Below are 24,180 nucleotides of genomic sequence, written 5' to 3'. Positions count from 1 at the left end.
TTTATCGGTTTGCTACTAATGCTTTAATTGGCTTGAAAGAGTTTCGGTGAACTCTGCATGGGCCAAATAAACTAAGGGCTTGCCGATGATTGACTGTACCATAGCCAACATTTTTTTGAAAATTATAGTCTGGATACTTTTGCGATATTTCTACCATCAACTGATCTCTAAGCACTTTCGCAACCACTGACGCAGCTGACACGATTGGTAGCGTTTGATCAGCTTTGATTTTTGTTCGAACGTTTACATATGAGGTGCTGTCTAAAAAATTAATGTTTCCATCGATAACTATTTCTTCATTCTTGGAAACTGCAACATCCATCACGGCAAGCATCGTCGCACTCTTCAGAGAACGACTAAGGCCTAGTTTATCAATCATATCAGCGCTGACCCAGCCCTGGCCGATATCGCATGATTTTACGATTTCGACGGCTAACGATTGTCTTTGTTTCGCGGACAACAACTTTGAGTCTCTTAGCCCAAGGGGTAATTTTTGTCCTGGCTTAAGTCTAGCGGCTACCACTAAAAGCGGTCCTGCCCAAGCACCCCTGCCCACCTCATCAATGCCTATCATTATACTGATTATAGTTTAGTGGCTGCAGATTAGCCAAGAAACCTTCAGCTATGAGGAATTGATTTTAGATTTAGAAAATCGAGTTTTTAGGCGTCGTGAGCTTTGACAGCTTCTTCGAACTTAGCTTCTTCGGCAGCTTTTGCAGCTGCTTCTTCAGCCTCTTTAGCGGCGTGTTCAGCCTCAGCCTTAGCCTTAAGCTCTGCTTCGGCTTTTTCGGCTTCGGCGTCATGAACAGTGTTGACTGCTCGTTTGTCAAAATCTACACCTGAGAGTCTTGCTGACTTACCTTTAAGTGCACGCATATAGCTTAAGTAGTTGCGGCGGACTTTGCTGCGTTTGGTTACTTCAACTTTTGTTACTAGCGGACTATGAAGAAGATAGGTTTTCTCAACGCCGATGCCGCTTGAAATACGTCGGACAGTGATAGTACTGCCAACACTTTGCTTCTTGCTGGTACGGATAACTAGACCTTCGAAAATCTGTACACGCTCTTTGTTGCCTTCTTTAATTTTTTGATGAACACGCACTGTGTCACCGCTTTTAACATCAACCACTTGCTTTTTTAGAGCAGCATTTTCTACTTTTCGTAAGATCGATTCCATATAAACCTCTGATTATTTTTACTTAGATTACAAGCATTGTACCATATCTGTTACGATATTGAAAATGAAATATGTCTAACCAACGACGCGGGCGACTTCTTCTAGTGTGGTTTCCCCGCGTAAAACCTTGATAAGTCCGTCCTGATACATTGTTCGCATGCCGCTTTTTACGGCTGCTTCTTCTATGTCTTGGGCGGTAATGTTTTTGCCGCGACTCTCTAAAAGTTTACGTAGTTCGCCGGTCATCAAAAATTGTTCGCGTATCGCGGTTTGTCCGCGATATCCATATGGGTTATCAGAGTTAGGAACAGGATTATACAGGGTCGGATTGTCAACGTTTTCGGGTATCTGAGACACATCTAAACCAGCTAGCCCCTGATGGATTCTGTCTATTGTCGCATCGTCGGGTTGGTAGCCAGATTTGGAACTGTCATCAAGTTTCCTAACCAGCCTTTGGGCCATAACTAACCTGATTGCCGACAAGAATAGTGGGTTATCGCCTATAATATCGCCAAGTCTAGTAAGTGCGGCAGCTGCAGATGAGGCGTGGAAAGTACAAAGAACCAGATGCCCAGTGAGCGATGCTTGTAATGCAGTTTTGGCGGTCTCCATATCTCTAATCTCACCAACCATAACGATATCTGGGTCTAGACGTAAAACCGCCTTTAGCCGATCGGCGAAAGATATATTGTTATTGACGGTGTTGATTGGCAGTTGGCTGATCCCCGGAAACTGGTACTCGACCGGATCTTCTAGAGTTATGATTTTGCGTTCTTCGTTGTTCAATGAATTGAGCATTGAATAAAGCGTAGTTGTCTTACCGGAACCAGTAGGCCCCACCACCATAACCATGCCTGATGGTTTGTTAATAATGTCATCAACTACTTGCCTCTCATCGGGCGATAGACCAAGCCTATCCAGTTGATACATCTCAGAGCTCATATTAAACAATCGCATTACAACTTCTATACCGTTGATTCCTGGTACAGTTTCGAGCCTTAGGTTGACGTCTACCTCTGCGCCATCAGCCATTATTATGTGCTGTGCAATATGACCTTGCTGCGCATCTTCACTTGACGTGTAAATATTGCCTGCGGCTGCAACTGCCGACATGAGCACCCTAAATTTCTCATAAGATAACCTAGCGATCACATGAAGCACACCATCGACGCGGAACCTGATTCGAACGTACCCCCGCTGTGGCTCGAGATGTATATCTGAGCCGCCAAGGCGGTGAGCTTGCTGAACAAGGTAAGCCAAAATATCGTTGGCCTTTACTTGCTCTAAAATTGCCGAGACTTCTTTGACTTTGTCGATGTTGCCTGCATTCGACATCTCAATGTTGGTATACTCTACTTTCTTGGGCGGGTCGTAGAGAGACATGTATTCCCGATAGCCGGCATCAGATATCAGTAAAAAACTTACCTGCTGGTCGAGAAATTGATTTTTTAGATTCCGCATCGTGTCGCGTGAAGTAGTATTTGTGATACCAAATTGAATAAAGTGATCACCAATATTCAGCGGGATAATCCTTAATGCATACAGGTCATTAAGAGGCAAGAAATCTTTAAAAAGAGGCTTATCCTTGTTGTAAGTATCAGCATAGGCCAAGCCAAGAATCTGCGCCCGATTACGCGTGTTCCTTTCTTCGTCAGCCCTTGCGTCTTGCGACATCTATAGCCCCCACCATTTCATCATGCTTATCATTATAATCGGAGTGCGCCCTATGAACAATCAAATTGTTTACTTGTTGCTAGTGGGCGTGGTCTTTAGCTAGACTAATAAATAATGGCTAGTATAGTTTTGGTTCTAGACGGTCTAAGAAGCACCCACAATGTTGGCTCAATTCTAAGGACAGCCGACGGTTTTGGCGTTAGTCGCATCTATCTTTGTGGCATAACACCTTACCCAACCAATTCAGAAGACAAAAGACTACCACATCTATCAGAAAAAATCACCAAACAAATCAGTAAGACGGCTTTGGGCGCCGAACAGAACTTGAATATACACTACCATAAGCACATCTTAGAAGTGATAGAAAAACTCAAAATAGAAGGTTACAGTATAGTGGCACTTGAACAGTCTAAGAAGTCTGTGAAATTAATCGATTTTTTACCTGGGACCAAGACTGCTTTGGTTGTTGGTAATGAAGTAACCGGAGTGGACAGCCAAGTCTTGTCTCTGGCAAATAAAATTGTAGAAATACCCATGATGGGGCGCAAGGAATCTTTTAATGTAGCAGTTTCGACAGCTATCGCGCTATATGACCTCATGCAGAAGACAAAATAAAGCAATAATATGATATATTAAAAACAGTTATGGCTAAAAAACAAACAAAAAAAGTTACTAGGACTTCGAGAACCAGTCGAGCCCACCCTTCAAAGACTAATCACTCTCAAAGCTTTCTTAAAGTTTATTGGCCCTATATACCGTTGTTAATAGTGGCTTTTGCCGGTCTACTAGTTACCTTTTTTCAGCCTGCTCGCAAAGTTGCCCAAAAAGCAGTTCTAGCTTACGCAACAGAAATGAGCCGTGAGGGGCTCATAAGTGGCCATAATGCCAATCGGGCTAGTGCTGGCCTGGCTCCCTTAACGATAAATTCTTTACTGAACCAAGCAGCTACCAACAAGGCCAATGACATGAAAAACCGAGATTACTGGTCGCACAATACGCCAGACGGTCAAGAGCCGTGGATCTTTTTTGATCAGGTCGGCTACAGCTACTACAAAGCTGGCGAAAACCTAGCTTATGGCTTTGCTTCTAGCGCCGATACTATTCAAGGATGGATGAATAGCCCAGGTCACAGGGCCAATATCATGGACTCTAATTTTACGGAGGTGGGCTTCGGCTTTGTTAATATCCCTAATTATGTCGGTTCTGGCGAAGAAACACTTGTTGTTGCTATGTATGGAAAACCGAAAGTTGTTACACCAGCCCCAGCGCCGGCTGTAGCTCCAACACCTAAGCCCACTCCTACAACAGTAACAGCTCCAACTAGTACTGAACCAGCTAATGTGCCTGCCGAGGTTCTAATCAACAAACCTGTCGAAGAGGCTACCAAACAGCCCGAACCAGAAAATATCTCAGAGGCTTTAGCTTTTTCTAGTGACCTGCCAGCCGGCACGGAAAAAGCAAGCACCCAGATTACAAGAGTACAATCCTGGACAAAAGGCACCTTGCCTTGGAGTGCCGCCTTCCTCGCCATAATATCGTTTACTGTTGCGGGGGTTTGGATGGGTAAACATGCAAGAGCAGTAAAACGAGTGTTGATCCACGGAGAAGAACTGGTACTACATCATCCTATGATTGATATAGCTGTGGTCGTATTTATTCTTTTAGTCGCCTACCTAACGATGACAACTGGCGTTGTTAAGTAAAGTATCGACTCGGCCCGAGACAGTACGCGGTAGTATCTGCTAGACCTTAGCTACTAGTCCCTAGTCCCTGGACCCTAGTCCCTAGTCGGTACGCGGTAATATTTGCTAACTACCAACTACTAACTACCAACTACTAGTCCTAATCACTCTAATCCTCTAACCTCTAACCTCTAACCTAATCATGGCTCTTGGCTCATGACTCTTGGCTCTACTTGAACGGTACACGGTACGGGGTAATATTTGCTAACTACCAACTACCAACTACTAACTACTAACTACTAGTCCATAGCCCTAATCACTCTAACCTCTAACCTAGTGTAATTTGACGTTTTCAGCTCCAAAAAGCTCAGCCACTGCACGCATACTCTGTTCGTTGACATTAATTTTGTATGGAATTTTTATAGCTTTTTTATGATCTGCCGGCCCCGTCACCAAGACTACATCAGTTTCGCCGCTGTAATCATCCAGTGTTTGTTTTAGGCCTTCGAGTAGACCTAGATTACTACTGTCGGCACAGCGTATAAACAGCCTTTTCGGCTTAGAATTTTCAGTTTTTAGACTTGACTTTGAAGACGCAGGTTTTTTCGGAGGCTTGCCCGTAGGTTTATAACTCACTGCTTGCTCATGCGTTACCTCGCGAAGTTTATTGGCCATTATTTTAACCTCGTCACCCATGCTGCCATCCCGGGATTTAGCGTCGACTTTGCCTTCGATTATCAGAACGTTATCAATTTTAATAATTGAAGGTGTGAGCTCATAAACTTTAGGAAAAATAATAACCTCTATATCTTTGTACTCGTCAGCTAGTTTCAAGAACGCCATTTGACTGCCAGTTTTAGTAGTAACTGTTTTAACTTCTAAAATAGTACCTCCGACTGTCGCTTTTTGGTCATGCATTTCGGGCTTGAGTTCATTAATCGGTATCGTTTTTTCTCCAAGTATACTTCTAAAATCCTGCAATGGATGTTCAGACAAGTACAACCCTAGAAGCTCTCTCTCCCACTGTAGCTGATCGCGTTTTTCAATCACTGAAGATTTTGGTAGCAAGCTAATGCGTGCAACTTGGTGTTCGTCAATAGTGCCGCTTTCTCCGAATAGATCTGTTTGACCGCTGTCCAGCTCTTTTTGTTTCTTAGCAGAAAATGCGATCAAATTATCAATATTTTCTAAGAGATGTGCCCGGTCGCCAAACCGATCGAATGCTCCAGTTTTTATCAGACTTTCTAGTACCTTTTTATTTATTATGCGGCTGTTGTTGCGCGCAAAAAAATCCTCCAGTGACTGATAGTTACCACCTTCAGTTCGTACCCGAACTATCTCTTCAGCTGCGCCATGACCAACGTTCTTAATAGCTGCCATGCCAAAACGAATTGCTTTTTGACCAGGCACAACCGCAAACTCAGCAAAAGATTCATTAACGTCTGGCGTTAAAACATTAATACCCTGATGCAAACATTCGCTTATTTCAATACTGAGGCGATCGGTATCATCGGAATCACTAGTCATCAGGGCCGCCATAAATGCGTCTGGAAAGTGCGCTTTAAGATATGCAGTCCAGTACGAGATCATGCCATAGCAGGCCGAGTGTGACTTATTAAAACAGTAGTCGGCAAAGCCTAGTAGTTTTTTCCAAAAATCCTCGATCATAGCGCGGCTGATACCTGAATGTTCGATAGCGCCTTCTATGAACCGTGTTTCCATTTTGGCCATGACATCACGCTTTTTCTTACCGATTGCCTTTCTGAGCGTATCGGCCTCACCCCCACTAAAACCACATACATCGCGGCTTATTTGCATAAATTGCTCCTGATAGACAAGCACGCCAAAGGTGCTTTCAAGTGCTGGTTTCATCGCAGGATGATCGTATGTCACTTTTTGCAGGCCGTTTTTACGCTTGATAAAGCTATCAGTTAGGCCCGCACTTAGAGGCCCAGGACGATACAGGGCACCCATGGCCACAATATCGTCGAACTGTGTTGGCTTAAGTTCGCGTAAGTATTTTTTCATTCCGGCCGATTCAAACTGAAAAACCCCAGTTGTATCACCACGTTGCAAAAGCTCGTAGGCGGCACTGTCATCAAGCGGTAAACTATTAATGTCTATATCCTGGCCATGGACACGTTTAACTATGCGCAAAGTATTCTTAATAATGGTGAGATTAGAAAGCCCCAAAAAATCCATTTTTAGAAGTCCGAGCTCTTCAATAGGCCCCATGGAATACTGGGTAGTAACAACGCCTTTTTGAGCCATCTCGAGTGGTGTAAATTTTACAATTTCATCAGGTGCTATCACCACACCGGCCGCATGGACACCGTGACTTCTGATAGTCCCCTCGATCCGAACTGCTAGATCAAAGACTTTTTTGCTAATCTCGCTGGCATTGTATTCGTTTTTAAGGTCTGCGTTATCTTCTAATGATTTAATCAATGGGATATGGCGACCCTGAACAGGTGGTGGTATCATCTTGGCTATCCGATCAGCCTCTGCGTAAGGTACTTGTAAAACTCTGGCAACGTCGCGTACGGCGTTGCGAGCGGCCATTTTACCAAAAGTTACGATGTTGGCTACTCTATCAGAACCATATTTTTCAACACAATACTTTATGACTTCGTCTCTTCTTGTATCCTGGATATCTATATCAATATCTGGCATTGATATTCGATCAGGGTTGAGAAAACGCTCGAAAAGCAGATCGTATTTCATTGGGTCAAGCGTAGTAATATTTAGGGCATAAGCAATTATCGAACCTGCAGCACTTCCCCTTCCAGGACCAAAAACAATCCCTTGGTCCTTGCCCCAGTTAATAAAGTCGGCAATAATCAAAAAATAACCATTAAATCCCATTTGTTGAACAACTGAAAGTTCATATTTAGCTCGTTTCCTAACATCTTCTGATAGTTTTTTGATCGATTGGTCTACTGATAGCAGCTTTGATTTCACTCGATCAACCCCGCCATAACGCCACGCTAAACCCTGATAAACCAACTTATCAAGATATGATTTTTCGTTTTCTCCTTTGGGTACTGGGAATTTTGGAATTAGAATCTTGCCAAGCTCAATTTGAACGTTGCAGCGGTCTGCAATTTCTCTAGAATTTAGTATCACTTCTGGGTTAGTTTTTGCCCATCGGTCGACAATCTCTTGAGGGTCAGTAAGATGAAGTTCAAAATTCTTTAGACTCATCCTGTTTTCGTCGCTTAAAAAGGAGCCTGTCTGAACACACAATAGGATCTCATGCGCCTCTTGGTCTTCATGACGTAAATAATGAGCGTCGCAAGTAACGACCGTCTTAATCCTTAACTCACCTGCCAACTGAAGCAACTGGGTATTAACTTTAGCCTGCTCACTCCAATGAGAGGGATGATCTGGATGTCCATGATCTTGGATTTCAATGTAGTAACGATCACCAAAAATTTGCTTATACAGTTTAGCTCGTTCTAGGGCCTGATCGTACTGATCTTGGCGCAAGAAATCCCCTAGCTCTCCTCCGATACAACCAGAAAGTACGATTAAACCTTCATTATACTTTTTAAGTAAATTGTGATCGATTCTCGGCCTGTAGTAAAAACCTTCGAGGTTAGCTATTGTAGAAAGCTGAAGTAAATTTTGATAACCCTGATTGTTCATAGCTAAAAGTGTAAGATGGTAGTTTGGCTTATCCTTTACCGCTTCCTTTTCTCGGTGACTTCTGGCGGCTATGTAAGTCTCCATGCCGATAATCGGCTTAATACCGACAGCTTCGGCCTCCTTATAAAACTCAATGCTACCACTTAAAGTGCCATGGTCTGTAATGGCCACAGCCTTCATATTAAATTCTTTAACTGCCGCTACCATTGGTGCGATTTTCTGGAGACCATCTAAAAGAGAATAGTGAGTGTGGTTATGCAAATGAACATAGTCACTAGCACTCACTTCTATAGATTTCTGTTTTTTACCCTCGCTCATTAGCTATATTATAGCGTTAATGGCGCTGTAATTTGTCCGTGATAATAACAACAAACTAGCTAACCTACCCAACCCCGGCTCGACATTGGTCAACCCAAGAAAATATAATACAATCTCTACTAGCTAAAATGTACATTTATAGCTGTTGTTATATCTAGTTAGGGGGGTTAATTAGCCGCATTGACTGCGTTGACTATTTTTTCAACTAGACTGTCCAAAAACCAGACATTTTTGAATAAACTTATCAACCAAAGAAATAATGCCACGCCAACAGTAGCGCCAATAACTCCACCGAAACCCGTTACCACACCTTTAAAAAAGCTGGTTTTGAAAAGCTCTTTTCGGTTTATTTTTCCGGTTTCAAAAATGGCTACTACAGCACTGCCGATTTCGATTAGTTCGCTCTGACTGCGCTTATTTTTTCTTGGCAACATTCTTGACGAAAGCTTTTAGATTAGAAAAAGCGCTGTGTGCATCATCTAGCGCAGCTTGAAGTGCGGCGTCGTCTTTTTTGTCTGCAGCTTTAGAAGCAGCAGCCTTTACTTTGTCTCGCGCTTCTTCTGCTTTATGTTTTAACCTGACAAGCTCGGCCTTAGCTTTTTCTTCCAAAGTTGACTCGACTTTTTTTGCTTGAGCGAAAATATCTTCAGCTTCCTTCTGAACTTTATCTATGAGTTTTTCGGCAGCTTGTTTAATATCTGCCCTAGTTTCTTTGCCGCTTTTTGGAGCAAACAAAAGTCCGGCTACAAATCCGCCTACAACCCCAAGAACTGCACCGACAGCGACCTTTGCACCATTCGATTTGTTATTCTCTGACATAATTCCTCCTAGCGCTTATTACGTGCCTTTTTAAATATCCTATCAACCATTGAAAGCAGCATTCCTCCGCTTGCAAGTTTACTTACTGAACCTGTAAGCTGTGATACATTATCAGCTACAAGGCTTACCTTTTCGCTTGCGTTTTTAGCTTTTTTTAACAACCTCAGGACCATAAACAATGCCGCGATTGCAACAAATAAGAAGATCGTTAATGTTACTGATAATATTATTACTAGTACTTGAAACCATGTGTTCATAATCTAATTATACTCTTTCTTTATTAATTTCGTGCGCAGTTAGCTATAACATTGTTCTAAGGTAATCTTTAAGCGGCTCGGCCATTTTTTCATTTTTGAGCGCAAAGTTAAAAACTGTTTTTAAGTATTCTAGTTTTGTGCCTGTGTCAAAGTACTCAGCTCCGACAATCTTTCTTGCATAAAAATCATGCCCGTCATCTATCATTTTTTGCACTATAGGCTGGAGCATTAGCTCCCCATCAGTATGCGACTCGGCAGCTTTCTCGACATATTTTATTACATCTGGAGTGAATAAGTAGCCACTGACACTAGCCATATCTGATGGGGCGTTTTGTTTGCCTGGTTTTTCGATTATTGTCGACATTTTTATGGTGTTTTCATCTATATTTTCACCCGCTGCAATGCCATATCGGTCGTACTCTACGTCGTTAATCACTTTTTTGCAGGCGAACACACTGGACTGATACTGTTCGTGGACTTCAATAAGTTGTTTTGTCCTGCCCGTTTCTGCAACAAAAAAGTCATCGGCGAGCGTAAAAATAAATGGCTCGTCTCCGATCAGATGCGCTGCCGAAAGTATAGGGGTGGCAAGACCATACGGCCCCTTTTGTCTGACGTAAATAAAATTGGCTAGGTTGGCGATTTGCCTAACCTCGTCCAGTAATTCCGCTTTTGCCTCACCCCCAGCCTTTAAATTTGCTACGAGGTCTTGGTTTGGGTAGTCAAAGTGATCCTCAATACTACGCTTGCTGTAGCCTGTGACGATAATAATATCTTGGATGCCGGCAGAGACCAGTTCCTCAACAACGTACTGAATAACTGGTTTATCGATTAGGGGCAACATCTCTTTTGGCATGGCTTTTGTTTGCGGCAAAAATCTAGTTCCAAAACCAGCAGCTGCGATAATTGCTTTTCTAACTCTCATCATTCCCCCTTTTTTATTTCCATAAGCCTATCATACGCCATAAGTACAGCTTGCGGATCGGACATTAGACCAATCTTTGCGTTTTTTATCAACTGATCAATGCTAATTTTACGCACCTCAATATTTTCAGAAATATCTGGATTATTCCCTCTAGCAAGAGGCTCACAGTTGAGTGCCAGATAAAAATAATAATACCCATTGGTATATGAGTCTTTGAAAGCAGACCCTATGCACTCTATAGCTCCAACGCGATACCCTGCTTCTTCGGCTAATTCTCTCTTTGCTGCTTCGAGGGGTACTTCGCCATCCTCAACGGCGCCACCAATGACTTCATCAAATATTGCTTCTGGGCCAGGCCTAAATTGACGAACTATTATAACCTCGTTCTGTTTAGTAAGAGCAATTACGCATGCATATTTTTTGCCAACACTATCTAAAGTAGTAAATACGCCTTCATACCCATTTGGTAGGCGGAATTTTTTATGAACCAGCCACCTCCAGCCAACTTTTTCCGTTTTGTCCGTGCCCACTCTTTGCCACTTTTGCATCTTATACCCCAAGTTGCTTTTTGATTAGTTCTTGAAATAGTTGTGGGTTTCCCTGCCCTTTAGAAAGTTTCATGCACTGACCAATCAGGAATCCAATAGCTTTTGTCTCGCCATTTCGTACATCGTCTGCCGCCTTTTGATTGCCCGTTAGTACTTCGCTGACTATTTTATCAAGCTCGCTAGTATCTGACAGCTGGATTAGCCCTTCTGCTTTGGCAAAGCCTGCTATGTCCTTCGGCAGTTTTTTTGACTGCAAGACACTCTCAATCAACTGTTTTGCGGCTGTCGAACTTAGTTTGTTTGTTTTGAGTAAGTCGTCCACTGCTACGATCAGAGTTTTTAGGTCTGGCATTTTCAAGCCAATATTTTTTTCTCGTTTCAAGGGTGCCAGAAGATTCACCACCCAATTTGCATAACGCTTAGTCAGTACTTTATCGTCCGAGAACTCGACTATAAGATCTAGATACTTAGAGTCTTCAAACTCAACTTCAGCGTCCAAAAGCGCCTCGGCTAGTGACGTGTCAAAACCCAGCTCAGTAAACTTTTTGCGCCATTCATGCGGTAAAATCGGTGTTTCAGCCTTGGCTTTCTCAATCTGTGCATCTGTCAGCACCACAGGTGGAACATCTGACTCCGGCATATAGCGATAATCGTGGGCATCTTCCTTACTACGCTGTGAAAAAGTTTTTTGTTTGTCATCATGCCAGCCACGGGTCTCTTGAACAACTTGCTCACCTTTCTCTAATAGCTCGATCTGGCGTTTAATTTCATACTCGACAGCCTTTTCGACACTGCGGAAAGAGTTGAGGTTTTTGGTCTCGCTGCGAGTACCAAATTTACTTGGGTCACGACTTACGCTTACATTAACATCGAAACGCATGTTGCCGTAATACAAATTAGCATCAGATACATCGGCAAACTTCATGCGCAGGTACAGCTCACGCGCATAAGCTTTGGCTTCGGCCGCTGAGTGAATTTGCGGCTCGCTGACAATTTCTAGTAGTGGCGTACCGGCGCGGTTCAAATCTACTAAAGAATAATCGGCGCCATTTGGGTGTGTAGACTTACCAGCATCTTCTTCTAGGTGCGCTCGCGTAATTGCAATCTGTTTAACTTTGCCATTGACATTTATCTCAACCGACCCACCCAGAATTATTGGTTCATCATACTGAGTAATCTGATAGCCCTTGGGTAGGTCCGGATAAAAATAGTGCTTACGATCAAATTTACTAAATTGTTGTGGCACTGTCTCTAGTGCAAAAGCGGCGCGACATGCAATCTCGATTGCCTTTTCATTTAGTACTGGCAATGCTCCGGGCATACCAAAACATATATGGCTAACGAGTGTATTCGGGGCAGCTTCACGTGCATCATTACCAACTGCAGCAAACAGCTTTGTTGCGGTTTTGAGCTGCACATGACACTCTATCCCTATAGTTGGATAATAGCCATTTACTTTATATTTCTCCTCAACCATATATTACCGCTTCACAATTTACAATTTTCAATTTGCAATTTTTAATCAATTTCCAATAATCAATATCTAATAAACTACTTTTTCTTTTAATGGGAGTGGATGCAATTCTGAAAATTGAAAATTGCCTTGTAATCACTTAAGCGCTCCTATGTCTTTTAAAGCTTGTCTTATCGCAAGTAACGCACTTTTAACATCTTCTTGGTTAGGCATCTTTAACTCTCCATGAGCAATTTTGTTTCGAAGTTTATGAGCCGCCCAAACAGCATCGTGATCTGAAAACTTTTTTTGAACTTTAACCATTCTTTCGCCCATGCTAGATCCGCGCACCTTACGTTTTTTGAGCACTTCATCAAGTAGAGCATCAGCATTTAATACTGCCATCGGCCACTGTTTTTTGTCTTTCAAAAGAGACTGAATCTCACGCCATCGCTCTAGGTACATGTCTGACTTTAATTTCCGTGGTTTTTTCTTTAGCAGCAATACAAAGCCCAGAATTAGAACTATCCCAACAAGCATAATCACGAGGAGCTTCTCTGGTGTAATATTGGTTAAGTCTTTCATTTATATCTCCTTTTCAACAAGCTTACTAAGTTTCAATAGTTTGGCATCTTGTTTTTGTGGCGCCATTAACTGTAGACCGACTGGTAGCTGCCCAGCGCTTACTGATAGAGGTAAGCTTATAGCGGGCACGCCCACCAGATTAGCTGAAACAGTCATAATATCTGATAGATACATCTGCAGCGGGTTATCTGTGTTTTCGCCAATTTTGAACGCCTGGGAAGGTGTAGTCGGCCCGACAAGCAAATCTATCTTTGTAAATGCATCATTAAATTCTTTGATAAGTTTGGTTCGTACTGTCTGAGCCTTTTTGTAGTATGCATCATAGTAGCCGCTACTAAGAACATAGGTACCAATCATAATTCTCCGCTTAGCCTCTGCACCGAAACCTTGGCTTCGACTTAGAGAATAACTGTCTTCAAGAGACTTAGCATCGGCATTGGAGTACCCATAACGCTGACCATCATAACGGGCCAGATTACTGCTAACCTCAGCAGGCACAACTATATAATAAACTGCTAAAGCAAGTGGCAGACTAGGCAGCGAAATGTCGATAATCTCGGCCCCGGCCGCCCTTAGCTTGTCAATGCTGGCTAGGACTTTTTCTTTAACAATTGGCTCGAGTCCTTCTTTCATGTACTCGCTAACCAATCCGATTTTTAGACCCTTTAGACTAGCTTTGTTTGTAGATCGGTATGAATCTTCGCGTTCGATGGTAGTAGAATCTAGCGGATCCTTACCCGCCATCACATCAATCACAACGCCCATGTCTCGGCTGTTAGTAGTAAAAGCGCCGATACAGTCGGTGCTACTGGCCATAGCCACTACTCCGCTACGACTAATTAACCCGTAGGTTGGTTTGTAGCCCACAATGCCGCATAAGCTAGCTGGCTGACGGATTGAACCGCCAGTATCACTACCAAGGGCGAACGGTACACAGCCGAGTGCTACAACAGCTGCCGAACCACCCGAAGACCCGCCAGGAACTCTAGACTTATCATGCGGGTTTTTAGTGACCATAAAGTCGCTATTTTCGGTGCTAGACCCATGAGCAAAGGCATCAAGATTGGCCTTGGCTACACAAATCGCACCTGCTGCCTCTAGTTTGTTAATGGCCGTTGCCTGATAAGGTGCTTCAAAATTTTCCAGGATGTTGCTCGCAGCGGTAGTTTGCCCGCTCAGTACCAAAAAATTATCTTTGGCGACAAAAGGCACACCGGCCAAAACCCCCACGTCTTCGCCGCGCGATAGTCTATTATCAATCTGCTTGGCTCTAGCAACCGCTGAGTCTTCTAGTAAACAGATGCTGTGATTGAAGTCACTAGTTTCTTTTAGTCTCTTTAAAGCCTCGTTAACGTTTCTAAGAGCACCAAATTTACTATCGGTAACCTCTTTGGCTATGTCTTCAATCAGCGGCCAAGCCGAACGCGCTCCGTCATCATCGCTAACAGTATTGGCCAGCCCGCTCATACAATCATCCTTTTAACCTTGATCTGGTCATCTTGGGTAGCCGGAAGGTTTTTGAACAGGTCGGCTTTTAAGGTTTGATTAGTATCGACTACGTCTGGCCTGGTCACATTTTGTAAGCCAGTCACCTGATAAGTCGGCATAAGGTCGCCAACATCAACGTTATTCAGCATCTCGACGTAGCTCAAAATTGCGCTTAACTCGTCCTTAAAATGTAGCGCTTCATCTTCAGACAATTTGAGGCGAGCCAATTTGGCCAAATGAAAAACTTCATCCAGAGTTAATTTCGACATCTTATAAATAATTATACCAGAAAAGCCCCGGCCAATGCTGGGGCTTTTCTTTTTTGCGTTTTAGGATTTATCGATCTGTTTTGATTTTGCGCGTGGCTAGCAACAAACTAACAGCAAAGATTATCGACAGTCCACAGACTAGCTGCGCTGTCGTGCCATGCCCTGTAGTTTGAAGTCCTAGAACTTTTGGAATAGTCAAGCTGTGCTTGTCGCTACTGCAAACCTGTAGCTGCAAGCCGTCCCTAACGCAGACAACCACTGTGTTATTAACATTGGCGGTTTGGCTAGATGGTACCATGTACTGCGCTTGGTACAGCCAGATCTCACCGGCATCTAGCTTAGCATTTGAGTTGGTGTCGCCTGATACGTAAGTACCCACTCCGGCAATATCGTCTATAACCGATTCAATCGACAAAGTTGTATCACCTGTGTTTGTAACGCTGAAGTTGTAGGTGACTTTGCCGCCTGCTGGAGCCGATGCAGGCCCTTCCTTGACTACTTTGATGGCCGGATGAAGAATATCGGTAGTATGAGTGCTAGTTCCACAAACATCGCCCGAAAGATCTTCGAAGGTTATCGGTCGCATCATTTCTTTAAAGAAATGAGTACCTATTTTAAGTTTTTACCTATTCCGGAGTACCTAACATCTACGTTTCTAAACATTTCCGTATCAAACGCATTACGTCCATCAAGCACATATTTAATGCTACTCTTCTTAATAATTTCTTTATTAATAGAATCTATATATACCGTATGAGCTGTTGCTAGAATAAACGCATCACATGTGTTTAATAACTCATCTAGTGTGCTTGACACTCCCACGTTCTTTATTGATTCAAGGTACGACCTATCAACATACGGGTCATGTATAATAACTTTTTGACATTTTTGGACGAGCGAATTCACGAGATCAATTGCAGGGCTCCTTCTTGGGTCAGCTACGTTTTCTTTGTAGGCTATTCCTAGTATTCCAACTTTCATACTCTTAAAATTTTTACCATCAGATTTGACCATAGTTTCAAGTTTATACACTGCGTAACTCGGCATACCGTCATTAAAACGTACAGCACCGTCTAAGAGACTAGTGTCTAAACCGCTTTGTCTTGCCCTGCTAATAACATAGTGAATATCTTCTGGGATACAATGCCCACCAGGTCCAATACCGGGCTTAGCTAGCTTGAGACCGAATTGTTCAACTTTTGAATTGAGCCCAAGTAGTACATTATCGATATTCATTCCTAATGAATCACAAATAACCGCAGCTTGATTTGCTAGCGCTATCATTACATTGCGGTGACTATTTTCCCATGATTTTACAAATTCGGCTTCTTCAGTCGTATCAAGTTGAATGATTTTAGCGTTTATAATTTTTCTATAAAACGCGGCCGCTTTTTCGCTACACTCTAAGCTAATTCCACCCACGACACGATTTAGGTTTTTAACATTAAATCTTTTGTTGCCTGGGTCAATTCTTTCTGGACAATGCGCAAGGTGGAAATCTATTCCTGCTGTAAGGCCCGACGCTGACTCAAGGATTGGTAAAACTTTGTCTCGTGTTACTCCAGGATTAATAGTACTCTCTAATAGTATAAGATGACCTTTTTTCAATCTTTTAGCTATTTCTTCCGCAGTAGATTCTACATAACTATAATCTGGGATGTTATTATCAGTAGGAGTCGGAACACATATGATAACTACATCAGAAGATACGATAGGGCCATAAGATGTATGGGCTTTTAGGCTACCACTTTCAAGGCTTTGTAACTCATGTTCAAATCCAGGATCATTTACAAAAGGTGAGATTCTGCTGTTTACTTTATCGACAATGTCTTTATTAAGATCGATACCAAATACGGTAAATCCTTTGTGCGCCGCTTGTACGGCAAGAGGTAAGCCAACATATCCAAGACCAATAACACAAACTGAACCAAGATCATTCTTAGTCATACTGTTTGGCTATTTTTTTAGTTGCTTTTTCTTCTGCTAAGAAAAACAGTAAGTGTTAAAGTTATTAGCGTCGCGCCTACGGCTATAGACATCACTAACGGAGCTCCTGTCTTAGCTAACGCCACAGTGCTTGCTACTGTTGTTGACGCTCCGAGAACTGCTGTTCCTGTATTTCCAGTTTCACTCATTAAAAATCACTCCTTTAAAAAAACCTATTACAACTATTATACATGAATTGTTAAATTCTTCAAAAAAAGAAAAATCTCTCTTATCGCGTACCCCACTTGGTATCTTTTAGCGTCATAAGTGCGTATGGCAATTGCCAGAATAAAATAATGCTGACCAGCGATGAAATTAGCGAAGCTCGAAGCCAGTTTTTACTTTGTGAATTGTGTATTTTGTAAAATAAGCCGAAACAACTCGCAAATATTAAAATTCCGACTAGGTAAGCATAAAATGACGCAGTGTTAACAAAAGAGTGGAAAAGGAAGATCTGAATAATTACTATTGGTGCAAGGAAAGGTGTAATGATATCTATACCAATCATGAGAGATACTATAGGATTTCTCTTCCATACGAACGACATTACTACGACACTTTCACGTGCCCAAGATTTTTTCCATCTTAATTGCTGTTTAGCAAATTTTTTATATGTATGCGGGGCTATCGTATATGCTACAGCTTTTTGGTTATATACAGTATGATGTCCGTCTTTAAGAATGAAATTAGTGAGACTTCTGTCATCGCCATATGTACATTTGGCTCCTAAGAATGATTGATCTAACCACGGTTTTAGGATCTTTTTCATAGCGGTTCTTTCGTATGCAGAACAACATCCTGGACAACATGAAACAAAACCAAGAAGACTCTCGGCAGCTTTAGTGGATCTGAAAGCATTGAAATATCTAATTTCTTGCATTTTTGTTAGTAGATTTACATCACTATTCCATACTAGTGCATGACCAGATACGGCACGAATCTTTGAATTTTTACTATAAAAAGGACGAATCAACTCTTTCAAACAATCTTTTTTTATTTTACTATCACTATCAACAAAAACTACGTACTCACTTTTTGTTTTTCGAAAACCAGCCGCCATCGCTTCTTTTTTACCTTTATTTTTTCTAAAGTTAATGACAGCAACATTTCGCTTTTTGTATTTTTCTTGAGCTCGCTTCATATGTGCAAGCGTATCATCTGTTGAACCATCGTTAATTAGGACGATATTCAATCTATCTTTAGGATAGTTTGAATTATTTATACTTCGTACAGTTTCATACACAGCACTTCCTTCATTATAACCAGGTATTATAATGTCTATTGACGGCCATTTTCGAGGCCTAATCATCGCCCATCTATCTTGTGGGTGGAAAAGACATGCAACGTATTTTATCAGTAGTGTTACAAGAGTCAGGACAGAGTATAGATAAAATATGTCAGAAAGACTACTGGAGTTGAATGACTTAAATTTATAGTAAATTATAAAAATTATGCCATTAAAAAATAAAAATATATATAAATATATAATGCTGTTATTTTTTAATTCGTCCCAGAACTCATCAACAATAGATTTCAAATAGTTCGCCTAATTACTTATTAAAAGTTATTATAACACTATTCTATTACTCATGTAAAATTTTTTTAATCTATTTCTATTCAAGCTTTGCGTTTATCTCTTTTATTAGGTCACGCAGCTCGGCTGCTTTTTCGAATTCGAGGTTGGCACTAGCCAAGTTCATCTGCGATGTTAGATCACGGATCAGGTGCTTATATTCTTCTTTTGGAATTTTGCGCAGGTCAATCTTTTTCTTCTTGTCGTCGGCCGAATCTTCATGGCTGAGCCGCTCGGCAATACGCTTCTTGACACTAGTAGGCGTGATCCCGTGTTTTTCGTTGTAGCTTTGCTGGATTGTGCGTCGTCGATTGGTTTCATCAATCGCAGTTTTCATGCTACCGGTTATTACGTCGCCATACATAATTACCTTGCCCTGTTCATGTCTTGCGGCGCGACCAATTGTCTGGATAAGCGCTGGAGCTGAACGCAAGAAACCTTCTTTGTCGGCGTCTAAAATTGCAACCAGCGACACTTCCGGCAAGTCTAGCCCTTCTCTTAGTAGATTTATGCCCACCAAAACATCATAAACACCGAGTCTTAGATCCCTCAATATATCGCTTCGCTCCATCGTATCAACATCGCTGTGAAGATATGCAACCTTCATTCCTAGTTCCTGGAGATACTCGGTGAGGTCTTCGCTCATACGCTTGGTTAAAGTTGTCACCAAAACTCGTTGGTTGGCGTTAACCCGTTGGCGAATTTCTGCTATCAGATCATCAACTTGGCCTTCGACGGGCCTCACCTCAATCGGCGGATCAATTAGCCCGGTCGGTCGAATCACCTGCTCAACGGGCTTAGGGCTGCGGCTCAGCTCGTACTCGGCCGGGGTTGCACTAACATATACAACCTGATTAACGTGCCGCTCAAACTCACTAAACGTTAGGGGGCGGTTGTCCAATGCACTAGGCAATCGGAAGCCGTAATCTACCAAAACCTCTTTGCGAGCTCGGTCGCCATTATACATTCCTCTAATTTGCGGTAAGGTCATATGACTCTCATCGATCAGCATCAAAAAATCATCTGGGAAGTAATCTAGCAGCGTTGCGGGCTGTTCACCTGGTTCGCGGTCTGTCAGGTAGCGACTGTAATTCTCGATACCTTTCACAAACCCTGTTTCTTCGAGCATCTCGACGTCAAAACGTGTACGCTGGTTAAGCCGCTGTGCCTCAAGGAGTTGATTATGTTTCTTAAAGTATGCTGTGCGCTCAGCTAGCTCAACCTCAATCTTGGCAAGCGCTGATTTTACCTTTTCCTGCGGTGTAACATAGTGACTGCTTGGGAAAATACCGATTCTCTCTGGCTTAGCCAGTATTTCTCCAGTCAAAGGATCAATTTTGAGGATCCTCTCTACTTCGTCGCCAAAAAACTCTATCCGGTAAGCTAGCTCTTCGGCCGCCGGGAAAACATCAATAGAATCGCCGCGTACCCGGAAAGTACCTCGATGAAAGTCAATGTCGTTTCTCTGATACTGGATATCCGTCAAGCGACGAATAAACTTATCACGAACCTTACGCTGGCCTTTTACGACATGTTCGGCCAGATCGGCGTAGTCTGTGGGGCTGCCAATACCGTAGATACAAGACACACTGGCCACTATCAAAACATCACGGCGGGTTAGCAGAGAGTCCGTCGCTGCGTGGCGCAGGCGGTCGATCTCTTCATTTATGTCACTGTCTTTTTCTATATATGTGTCGCTTCTTGGTATATAGGCTTCCGGCTGATAGTAATCAAAGTATGATACAAAATAGTGCACTGCATTGTCTGGGAAGAAACTTTTAAACTCTTCGTACAGCTGGGCTGCTAAAGTTTTGTTATGGCAAATTACTAACGTTGGGCGTTGAACCCGCTCCACAACATTAGCCATGGTAAAAGTCTTACCAGAACCAGTTACTCCAAGCAAAACTTGTTCCTTGGCCCCATTTTCTAGCCCCTTTACTAGGCTTTCTATGGCCTCCGGCTGATCTCCTTCGGGCTTATAGTCGCTCGTTATCTTAAACTTAGTCATTAGCTACATTATAGACAATGGAATGATAACTGAATACTGTTTACTGAGTAATGACGAGTTGATAGTTTATGGTTGATAGTTGATAGAAGAGCCATGATTAGGTTAGAGGTTAGAGGTTAAAGTGATTAGGGCTACGGACTAGTAGTTGGTAGTTGGTAGTTGGTAGTTGGTAGTTAGTAGCTAGTAGTTAGTAGTTGGTAGTTAGTAGTTAGTAGATATTACCCCGTACCGCGTACCACGTACCATCCAGGGTCGAGGGTCGAGGGTCTAGGGACTAGTAGTTAGTAGTTAGTAAAAATTACTCCGTACCGCGTACCTACTAGGGACCAGGGTCCAGGGACTAGGGACCAGCAAATATTACCCCGTACCCCGTACCCTGTACTGCGTACCGCTCAAATAGAGCCAAGAGTCATGAGCCAAGAGCTAGGGTCTATTTTAGAATTTAGTGCTTAGAGTTTAGAATTTTACGCTTACTACTAAACCCTAACCCCTATACGCTAACCGCTAGCTTTCCCTCGTTCATAGTTCCTCGTTCATCGTTCCAAGCCGCCATCGGCGGACTTGCTACTTGCTATTTACCGCTTCACCCTAACCGCTATACGCTGTACAATGATAAGCATATGCACAAACACACACACGAAGATAAAGTATGGAAAATGAGCGCCGAGCAGATTGCCAGTATCCAGAAATCATCACGCAAGCTACGTACAAGTGACGAAGAATTCGAAGAAGCCTTCAAGATCTTAAAAAAATACCCAAAGCGAGTAACTTTTTTCGGGTCAGCAAGAATTTCCAACAGATTCAAAGCTTACCGCGAAGCCCACGATTTAGCTGCCATGCTAGCACAAGACGGCTTTGCTATAGTTTCTGGCGGTGGTGGTGGCGTCATGGAAGCGAGCAACCGCGGCGCGTTCGATGAGCAGCATGTCTCGATTGGATTTAACATAGTATTGCCTAAAGAACAACACCTCAACCCTTACACTACCAGCAGCCTCGCCTTTAACTACTTTTTCACTCGTAAAGTTATGATGACTTTCTATTCACATGGTTTCATTTTTTTCCTGGGGGTTTTGGCACATTCGACGAGTTTTTTGAGGTTATAACAATAATCCAAACTGGCAAAATGGCGCCGGTTCCAATAATCCTAGTTGGTAAGAAATTCTGGAACCCGCTCGATCGCTACATCAAGCGTCATATGCTCAAGAATGGTTTAATCAGCAAAGGAGATCGTAAGCTCTACCATATTACGAACGACCTAAACTACGCCCGAAAAATAATCAACGAACAATATGAACACAATAAAACACGCATCGAAAACTCCTTCATAAAATAGTCAGGAATTACGCGCTTGCACCTTTTTGGCGCAAATCTCCGTTCCGCGCTCACCGTACGTTAAGTACGGCTCGGCTTTCGGTACTCGATTTTCATCCGAAAATGCACTAAACACGTAATTCCTGATAGTGATTGGCGACAGATTATATATCGTTGAAATCTGCGGAAGTGCCGAAATTGCTCGCGGCGTTTAACATGTCATATATTCTGCTTTGGAGTATGTCATTTTTCAAGTAGCGAGATCTAAGCAGATGATCTATTTCTCGACGCATAGCAACTAATGTATGCTGTCCAAACTCACGCGAAAAGGCGAGATTGCGGGCCATATCGTAGATATTACACGAAACTGTTATGCTACCCTCGTTGTACCCAACCGCCAGCCGGCTAAGCCACCAACCATAAGCCTTGGTTACATTATTTAGAAGTTGTACGAAGCTATCGCCTTCTATATCTGATTCTGTGATGTGCGGCTCAAAAAGAGCTAATGATCGAGACGATTCTACTAAATGATGATGCAGATCTTGCCATCCAAAATGTACACTCCTGATAACCAACGAGCCTTGATCCAGGTCATTAAGATGTTCGCTTATGCTGGTCGGCACAGACTCGTCGAGTAGAACTCTAACCGTGAAACTACTATGAATTCTGAGTTTTTGTGTAGCACTGATGCAAGCCGCAAGCGTCAAGCTTGCAACACCAGGCTTTAGCTCGTGTGACGAAGGCACGATAATAATCCCTCCCGCAACATTGACTCGGTAAACAGAGTGTCCGCTACGAGATATGAGTTTAGCGTGTAACATTCTCCATTTTTTATCATCAACGCTAGAGTATTCAATCGCACGTTTTTCAAAATCGTTACTCTTGAGCCTATCAATCGCTTCATTAAAAGAAATAAGCCATTTTTTCGACTCCGTTAATTCACATGCTGCCATAAGCACCGACTCTGGGCAACGTCTTAGTGCCGAATCGAGCGACCGATAGTGTAGAAGCTTTAGGGCATTTTTTGGTGGTAGTTTTTTTAGGATTGATTTTACGACACTTCTTTTCGGTACAAGCAGCATTTTGGTACTAAAAACCTGATTGAGTTTAAAAGATAATTTATCCACGAATTCTTGCTCACTTGTGGTAGTTAAACTTAGCTCATCAACAAAACTAGTTTCGTCTCGATTTAGCCTAGCTAGAAGAGCAGCATATAACTCTTTCAAAGATGTGTCTTTAGGGTCGAGTTTTAGCTCGATAAATGTTTGCTTGAGAGTCGAGGCTAACTCGGTAGCCAAAACAATGTCTATCCCATTATTGCCGCTGAGCTGCTCAAGCCTCGCTAGAAGCTGCTTAGCTTGTTCGGGTTCGACATAGAGTTCTCGTATTATTCTGCTCATATGAATTTTCTAACTAAAGTACTTCAGGACGATAGTTGGCTGGAGCATTTCGTAGGTAGTAGTCGATCTCCTTAGTCGTTAGCAACCCGGCTTGAGCGCCAGTGTGCTGGACAACGTTCATAGAGTTAATCGGCGCCCAGAGCATGGCACCTTGTAAGTCAGCGCCTTTTATCAGTGCCGCCACAAATGTCGAAGCATAGGCATCGCCAGCTCCGGTACGTTCAAATGGTGGTGCCGGGTCTGGGTAGTTGATCATCTTAAACCTATTAGTACCGTCACTGGCGTAACTACCAGCCGGCCCATCTGTTATAACAACGTTCTTTGGGCCAAGAGCATGTAGTTTATCGAATAAGTCATGCATATTATCATAGTCACCGCCACCGACAGTTACTGCCTCCTCACGGTTAAGGAACAGTATCTCCGCACGCCTATAGAGCGCCTTCAGCCGCTCTGCACCAGCTTTTATCTGGAAAGTTCCAGGCTGAAAGGCAAATTTGACAGAAGGGTTTTCCTCAAGCCACTCAGCGATTTCGTCATGATAAGGCAGCGCATTATCGCTAACCGAGCTGAAGTAAACCCACTTTGGCAGATCACTTTTTCGAAAACGTGGCCAATCATAATCAGTATTGCTCGTGTTTTATCAGAATTGTCCGTTCTTCTTTGTACCAGAGTACATAGTGATAGTTACTCTTCTTGCCGTGATTGACGTGGACAAAGCGGGTGTCTACCTTCTTTTTCTGGAGCGCATTTATGATGTCCCGACCCCAAGAGTCGCTACCAACATTACTAACCAAACCTGAGTCTAGCCCAAGCCGCGAAAAGGAAACAGCGGCGTTGGCGGCATTGCCGACACCCTCAAGAACTTCAGCATGATCGTAAGGTGTTTTAGTGCCATACTCCATAGCGAGCACTTTCATTCCGTTTTCGTCTTTATAAGACCAAGCCTTATCGTCAATTAGTTTGATAAAGGCATCAGTAACTACGTCTCCTACCGACAAAACGTCTAACTGTCTTTTTTCGCTATCACTCACTTGACACCTCCAGAACTTAAATTTGTCAA

At 42.7% G+C, this 24,180-nt stretch carries 25 protein-coding genes; 4 read left to right on the top strand and 21 right to left on the bottom strand.

Annotation, left to right across the window (positions count from 1 at the left end; translation table 11 throughout):
• Nucleotide 1 precedes the first annotated feature (1 nt).
• From IPO96_04405 to tadA, 3 genes are all read right to left on the bottom strand, one after another.
• Nucleotides 2–574: a ribonuclease HII gene (locus tag IPO96_04405; GenBank protein ID QQS64781.1), complete on the bottom strand. Its 573-nt coding sequence runs from the start codon at nucleotides 572–574 to the stop codon at nucleotides 2–4.
• A gap of 86 nt (nucleotides 575–660) precedes the next feature.
• A complete protein-coding gene (gene rplS, locus IPO96_04400; protein ID QQS64780.1) occupies nucleotides 661–1,176 on the bottom strand; it encodes a 50S ribosomal protein L19 in 516 nt (171 codons plus the stop codon).
• A gap of 75 nt (nucleotides 1,177–1,251) precedes the next feature.
• Nucleotides 1,252–2,850, bottom strand: coding sequence for a Flp pilus assembly complex ATPase component TadA (gene tadA, locus IPO96_04395; protein ID QQS64779.1), 1,599 nt, complete (start codon nucleotides 2,848–2,850; stop codon nucleotides 1,252–1,254).
• A gap of 114 nt (nucleotides 2,851–2,964) precedes the next feature.
• Here tadA and IPO96_04390 point away from each other — a divergent pair, with 114 nt between their 5' ends.
• Together IPO96_04390 and IPO96_04385 are read left to right on the top strand one after the other, a co-directional pair.
• On the top strand, nucleotides 2,965–3,465 hold the full coding sequence (locus IPO96_04390) for an RNA methyltransferase (GenBank protein QQS64778.1): 501 nt from the start codon (nucleotides 2,965–2,967) through the stop codon (nucleotides 3,463–3,465).
• A gap of 29 nt (nucleotides 3,466–3,494) precedes the next feature.
• On the top strand, nucleotides 3,495–4,553 hold the full coding sequence (locus IPO96_04385) for a CAP domain-containing protein (GenBank protein QQS64777.1): 1,059 nt from the start codon (nucleotides 3,495–3,497) through the stop codon (nucleotides 4,551–4,553).
• A gap of 312 nt (nucleotides 4,554–4,865) precedes the next feature.
• Here IPO96_04385 and dnaE read toward each other — a convergent pair whose 3' ends face one another.
• The 15 genes from dnaE to uvrB all read right to left on the bottom strand — a co-directional run bounded on the left by dnaE (nucleotide 4,866) and on the right by uvrB (nucleotide 20,409).
• Entirely contained in the window at nucleotides 4,866–8,498 is a 3,633-nt protein-coding gene (gene dnaE, locus IPO96_04380) for a DNA polymerase III subunit alpha (protein QQS64776.1), read from the bottom strand.
• A 167-nt stretch (nucleotides 8,499–8,665) separates the two neighbouring features.
• The gene (locus IPO96_04375; GenBank protein QQS64775.1) at nucleotides 8,666–8,932 is read right to left on the bottom strand and encodes a hypothetical protein; all 267 of its coding nucleotides are present in this window, start codon (nucleotides 8,930–8,932) and stop codon (nucleotides 8,666–8,668) included.
• A complete protein-coding gene (locus IPO96_04370) occupies nucleotides 8,913–9,317 on the bottom strand; it encodes a YtxH domain-containing protein (GenBank protein QQS64774.1) in 405 nt (134 codons plus the stop codon). Before IPO96_04370 ends, IPO96_04375 begins: the two co-directional genes overlap by 20 nt.
• Before the next feature lie 8 nt (nucleotides 9,318–9,325).
• Complete coding sequence (locus IPO96_04365) at nucleotides 9,326–9,574, bottom strand: hypothetical protein (protein QQS64773.1); 249 nt, start codon at nucleotides 9,572–9,574, stop codon at nucleotides 9,326–9,328.
• 43 nt (nucleotides 9,575–9,617) lie between these two features.
• Nucleotides 9,618–10,499: an NTP transferase domain-containing protein gene (locus IPO96_04360; protein QQS64772.1), complete on the bottom strand. Its 882-nt coding sequence runs from the start codon at nucleotides 10,497–10,499 to the stop codon at nucleotides 9,618–9,620.
• Entirely contained in the window at nucleotides 10,499–11,047 is a 549-nt protein-coding gene (locus IPO96_04355) for an NUDIX hydrolase (GenBank protein ID QQS64771.1), read from the bottom strand. Before IPO96_04355 ends, IPO96_04360 begins: the two co-directional genes overlap by 1 nt.
• Nucleotide 11,048: 1 nt before the next feature.
• Nucleotides 11,049–12,524 (bottom strand): Asp-tRNA(Asn)/Glu-tRNA(Gln) amidotransferase subunit GatB, encoded by a 1,476-nt coding sequence (gatB, locus tag IPO96_04350; protein ID QQS64770.1) that lies wholly within the window; start codon nucleotides 12,522–12,524, stop codon nucleotides 11,049–11,051.
• Between the two features lie 132 nt (nucleotides 12,525–12,656).
• Nucleotides 12,657–13,085 (bottom strand): hypothetical protein, encoded by a 429-nt coding sequence (locus IPO96_04345; GenBank protein ID QQS64769.1) that lies wholly within the window; start codon nucleotides 13,083–13,085, stop codon nucleotides 12,657–12,659.
• Entirely contained in the window at nucleotides 13,086–14,552 is a 1,467-nt protein-coding gene (gene gatA, locus IPO96_04340; GenBank protein QQS64768.1) for an Asp-tRNA(Asn)/Glu-tRNA(Gln) amidotransferase subunit GatA, read from the bottom strand. It lies immediately after the preceding gene.
• Nucleotides 14,549–14,842, bottom strand: coding sequence for an Asp-tRNA(Asn)/Glu-tRNA(Gln) amidotransferase subunit GatC (gene gatC, locus IPO96_04335; protein QQS64767.1), 294 nt, complete (start codon nucleotides 14,840–14,842; stop codon nucleotides 14,549–14,551). Before gatC ends, gatA begins: the two co-directional genes overlap by 4 nt.
• A 67-nt stretch (nucleotides 14,843–14,909) precedes the next feature.
• Entirely contained in the window at nucleotides 14,910–15,431 is a 522-nt protein-coding gene (locus tag IPO96_04330) for a hypothetical protein (protein QQS64766.1), read from the bottom strand.
• A 20-nt stretch (nucleotides 15,432–15,451) separates the two neighbouring features.
• A complete protein-coding gene (locus IPO96_04325; protein ID QQS64765.1) occupies nucleotides 15,452–16,789 on the bottom strand; it encodes a nucleotide sugar dehydrogenase in 1,338 nt (445 codons plus the stop codon).
• Between the two features lie 17 nt (nucleotides 16,790–16,806).
• A complete protein-coding gene (locus IPO96_04320) occupies nucleotides 16,807–16,977 on the bottom strand; it encodes an LPXTG cell wall anchor domain-containing protein (protein QQS64764.1) in 171 nt (56 codons plus the stop codon).
• A gap of 80 nt (nucleotides 16,978–17,057) precedes the next feature.
• Nucleotides 17,058–18,071: a glycosyltransferase gene (locus IPO96_04315; protein QQS64763.1), complete on the bottom strand. Its 1,014-nt coding sequence runs from the start codon at nucleotides 18,069–18,071 to the stop codon at nucleotides 17,058–17,060.
• 370 nt (nucleotides 18,072–18,441) lie between these two features.
• On the bottom strand, nucleotides 18,442–20,409 hold the full coding sequence (gene uvrB / locus IPO96_04310) for an excinuclease ABC subunit UvrB (protein QQS64762.1): 1,968 nt from the start codon (nucleotides 20,407–20,409) through the stop codon (nucleotides 18,442–18,444).
• A 620-nt stretch (nucleotides 20,410–21,029) separates the two neighbouring features.
• On the opposite strand from uvrB, the gene IPO96_04305 reads away from it, so the two are divergent.
• Entirely contained in the window at nucleotides 21,030–21,512 is a 483-nt protein-coding gene (locus IPO96_04305) for an LOG family protein (protein QQS64761.1), read from the top strand.
• Entirely contained in the window at nucleotides 21,509–21,742 is a 234-nt protein-coding gene (locus IPO96_04300) for an LOG family protein (GenBank protein QQS65421.1), read from the top strand. Before IPO96_04305 ends, IPO96_04300 begins: the two co-directional genes overlap by 4 nt.
• Nucleotides 21,743–21,884: 142 nt before the next feature.
• On the opposite strand, the gene IPO96_04295 is transcribed toward IPO96_04300, so the two are convergent.
• The 3 genes from IPO96_04295 to IPO96_04285 are packed head-to-tail and all read right to left on the bottom strand — an operon-like array spanning nucleotide 21,885 to nucleotide 24,151.
• Nucleotides 21,885–23,120, bottom strand: a complete 1,236-nt coding sequence (locus IPO96_04295; GenBank protein QQS64760.1) for a hypothetical protein — start codon at nucleotides 23,118–23,120, stop codon at nucleotides 21,885–21,887.
• A gap of 13 nt (nucleotides 23,121–23,133) precedes the next feature.
• Nucleotides 23,134–23,709, bottom strand: coding sequence for a carbohydrate kinase family protein (locus tag IPO96_04290; protein ID QQS65420.1), 576 nt, complete (start codon nucleotides 23,707–23,709; stop codon nucleotides 23,134–23,136).
• 31 nt (nucleotides 23,710–23,740) lie between these two features.
• Nucleotides 23,741–24,151, bottom strand: a complete 411-nt coding sequence (locus tag IPO96_04285; GenBank protein ID QQS64759.1) for a carbohydrate kinase family protein — start codon at nucleotides 24,149–24,151, stop codon at nucleotides 23,741–23,743.
• Between the last annotated feature and the right edge of the window lie 29 nt (nucleotides 24,152–24,180).

The sequence above is a fragment of the Candidatus Saccharibacteria bacterium genome (assembly GCA_016700315.1).
In the GTDB taxonomy this organism is placed as follows: Bacteria; Patescibacteriota; Saccharimonadia; order Saccharimonadales; family SZUA-47.
Note: the sequence above shows the minus strand (reverse complement) of the source record. Positions and strands in the feature narration are given on the sequence as shown.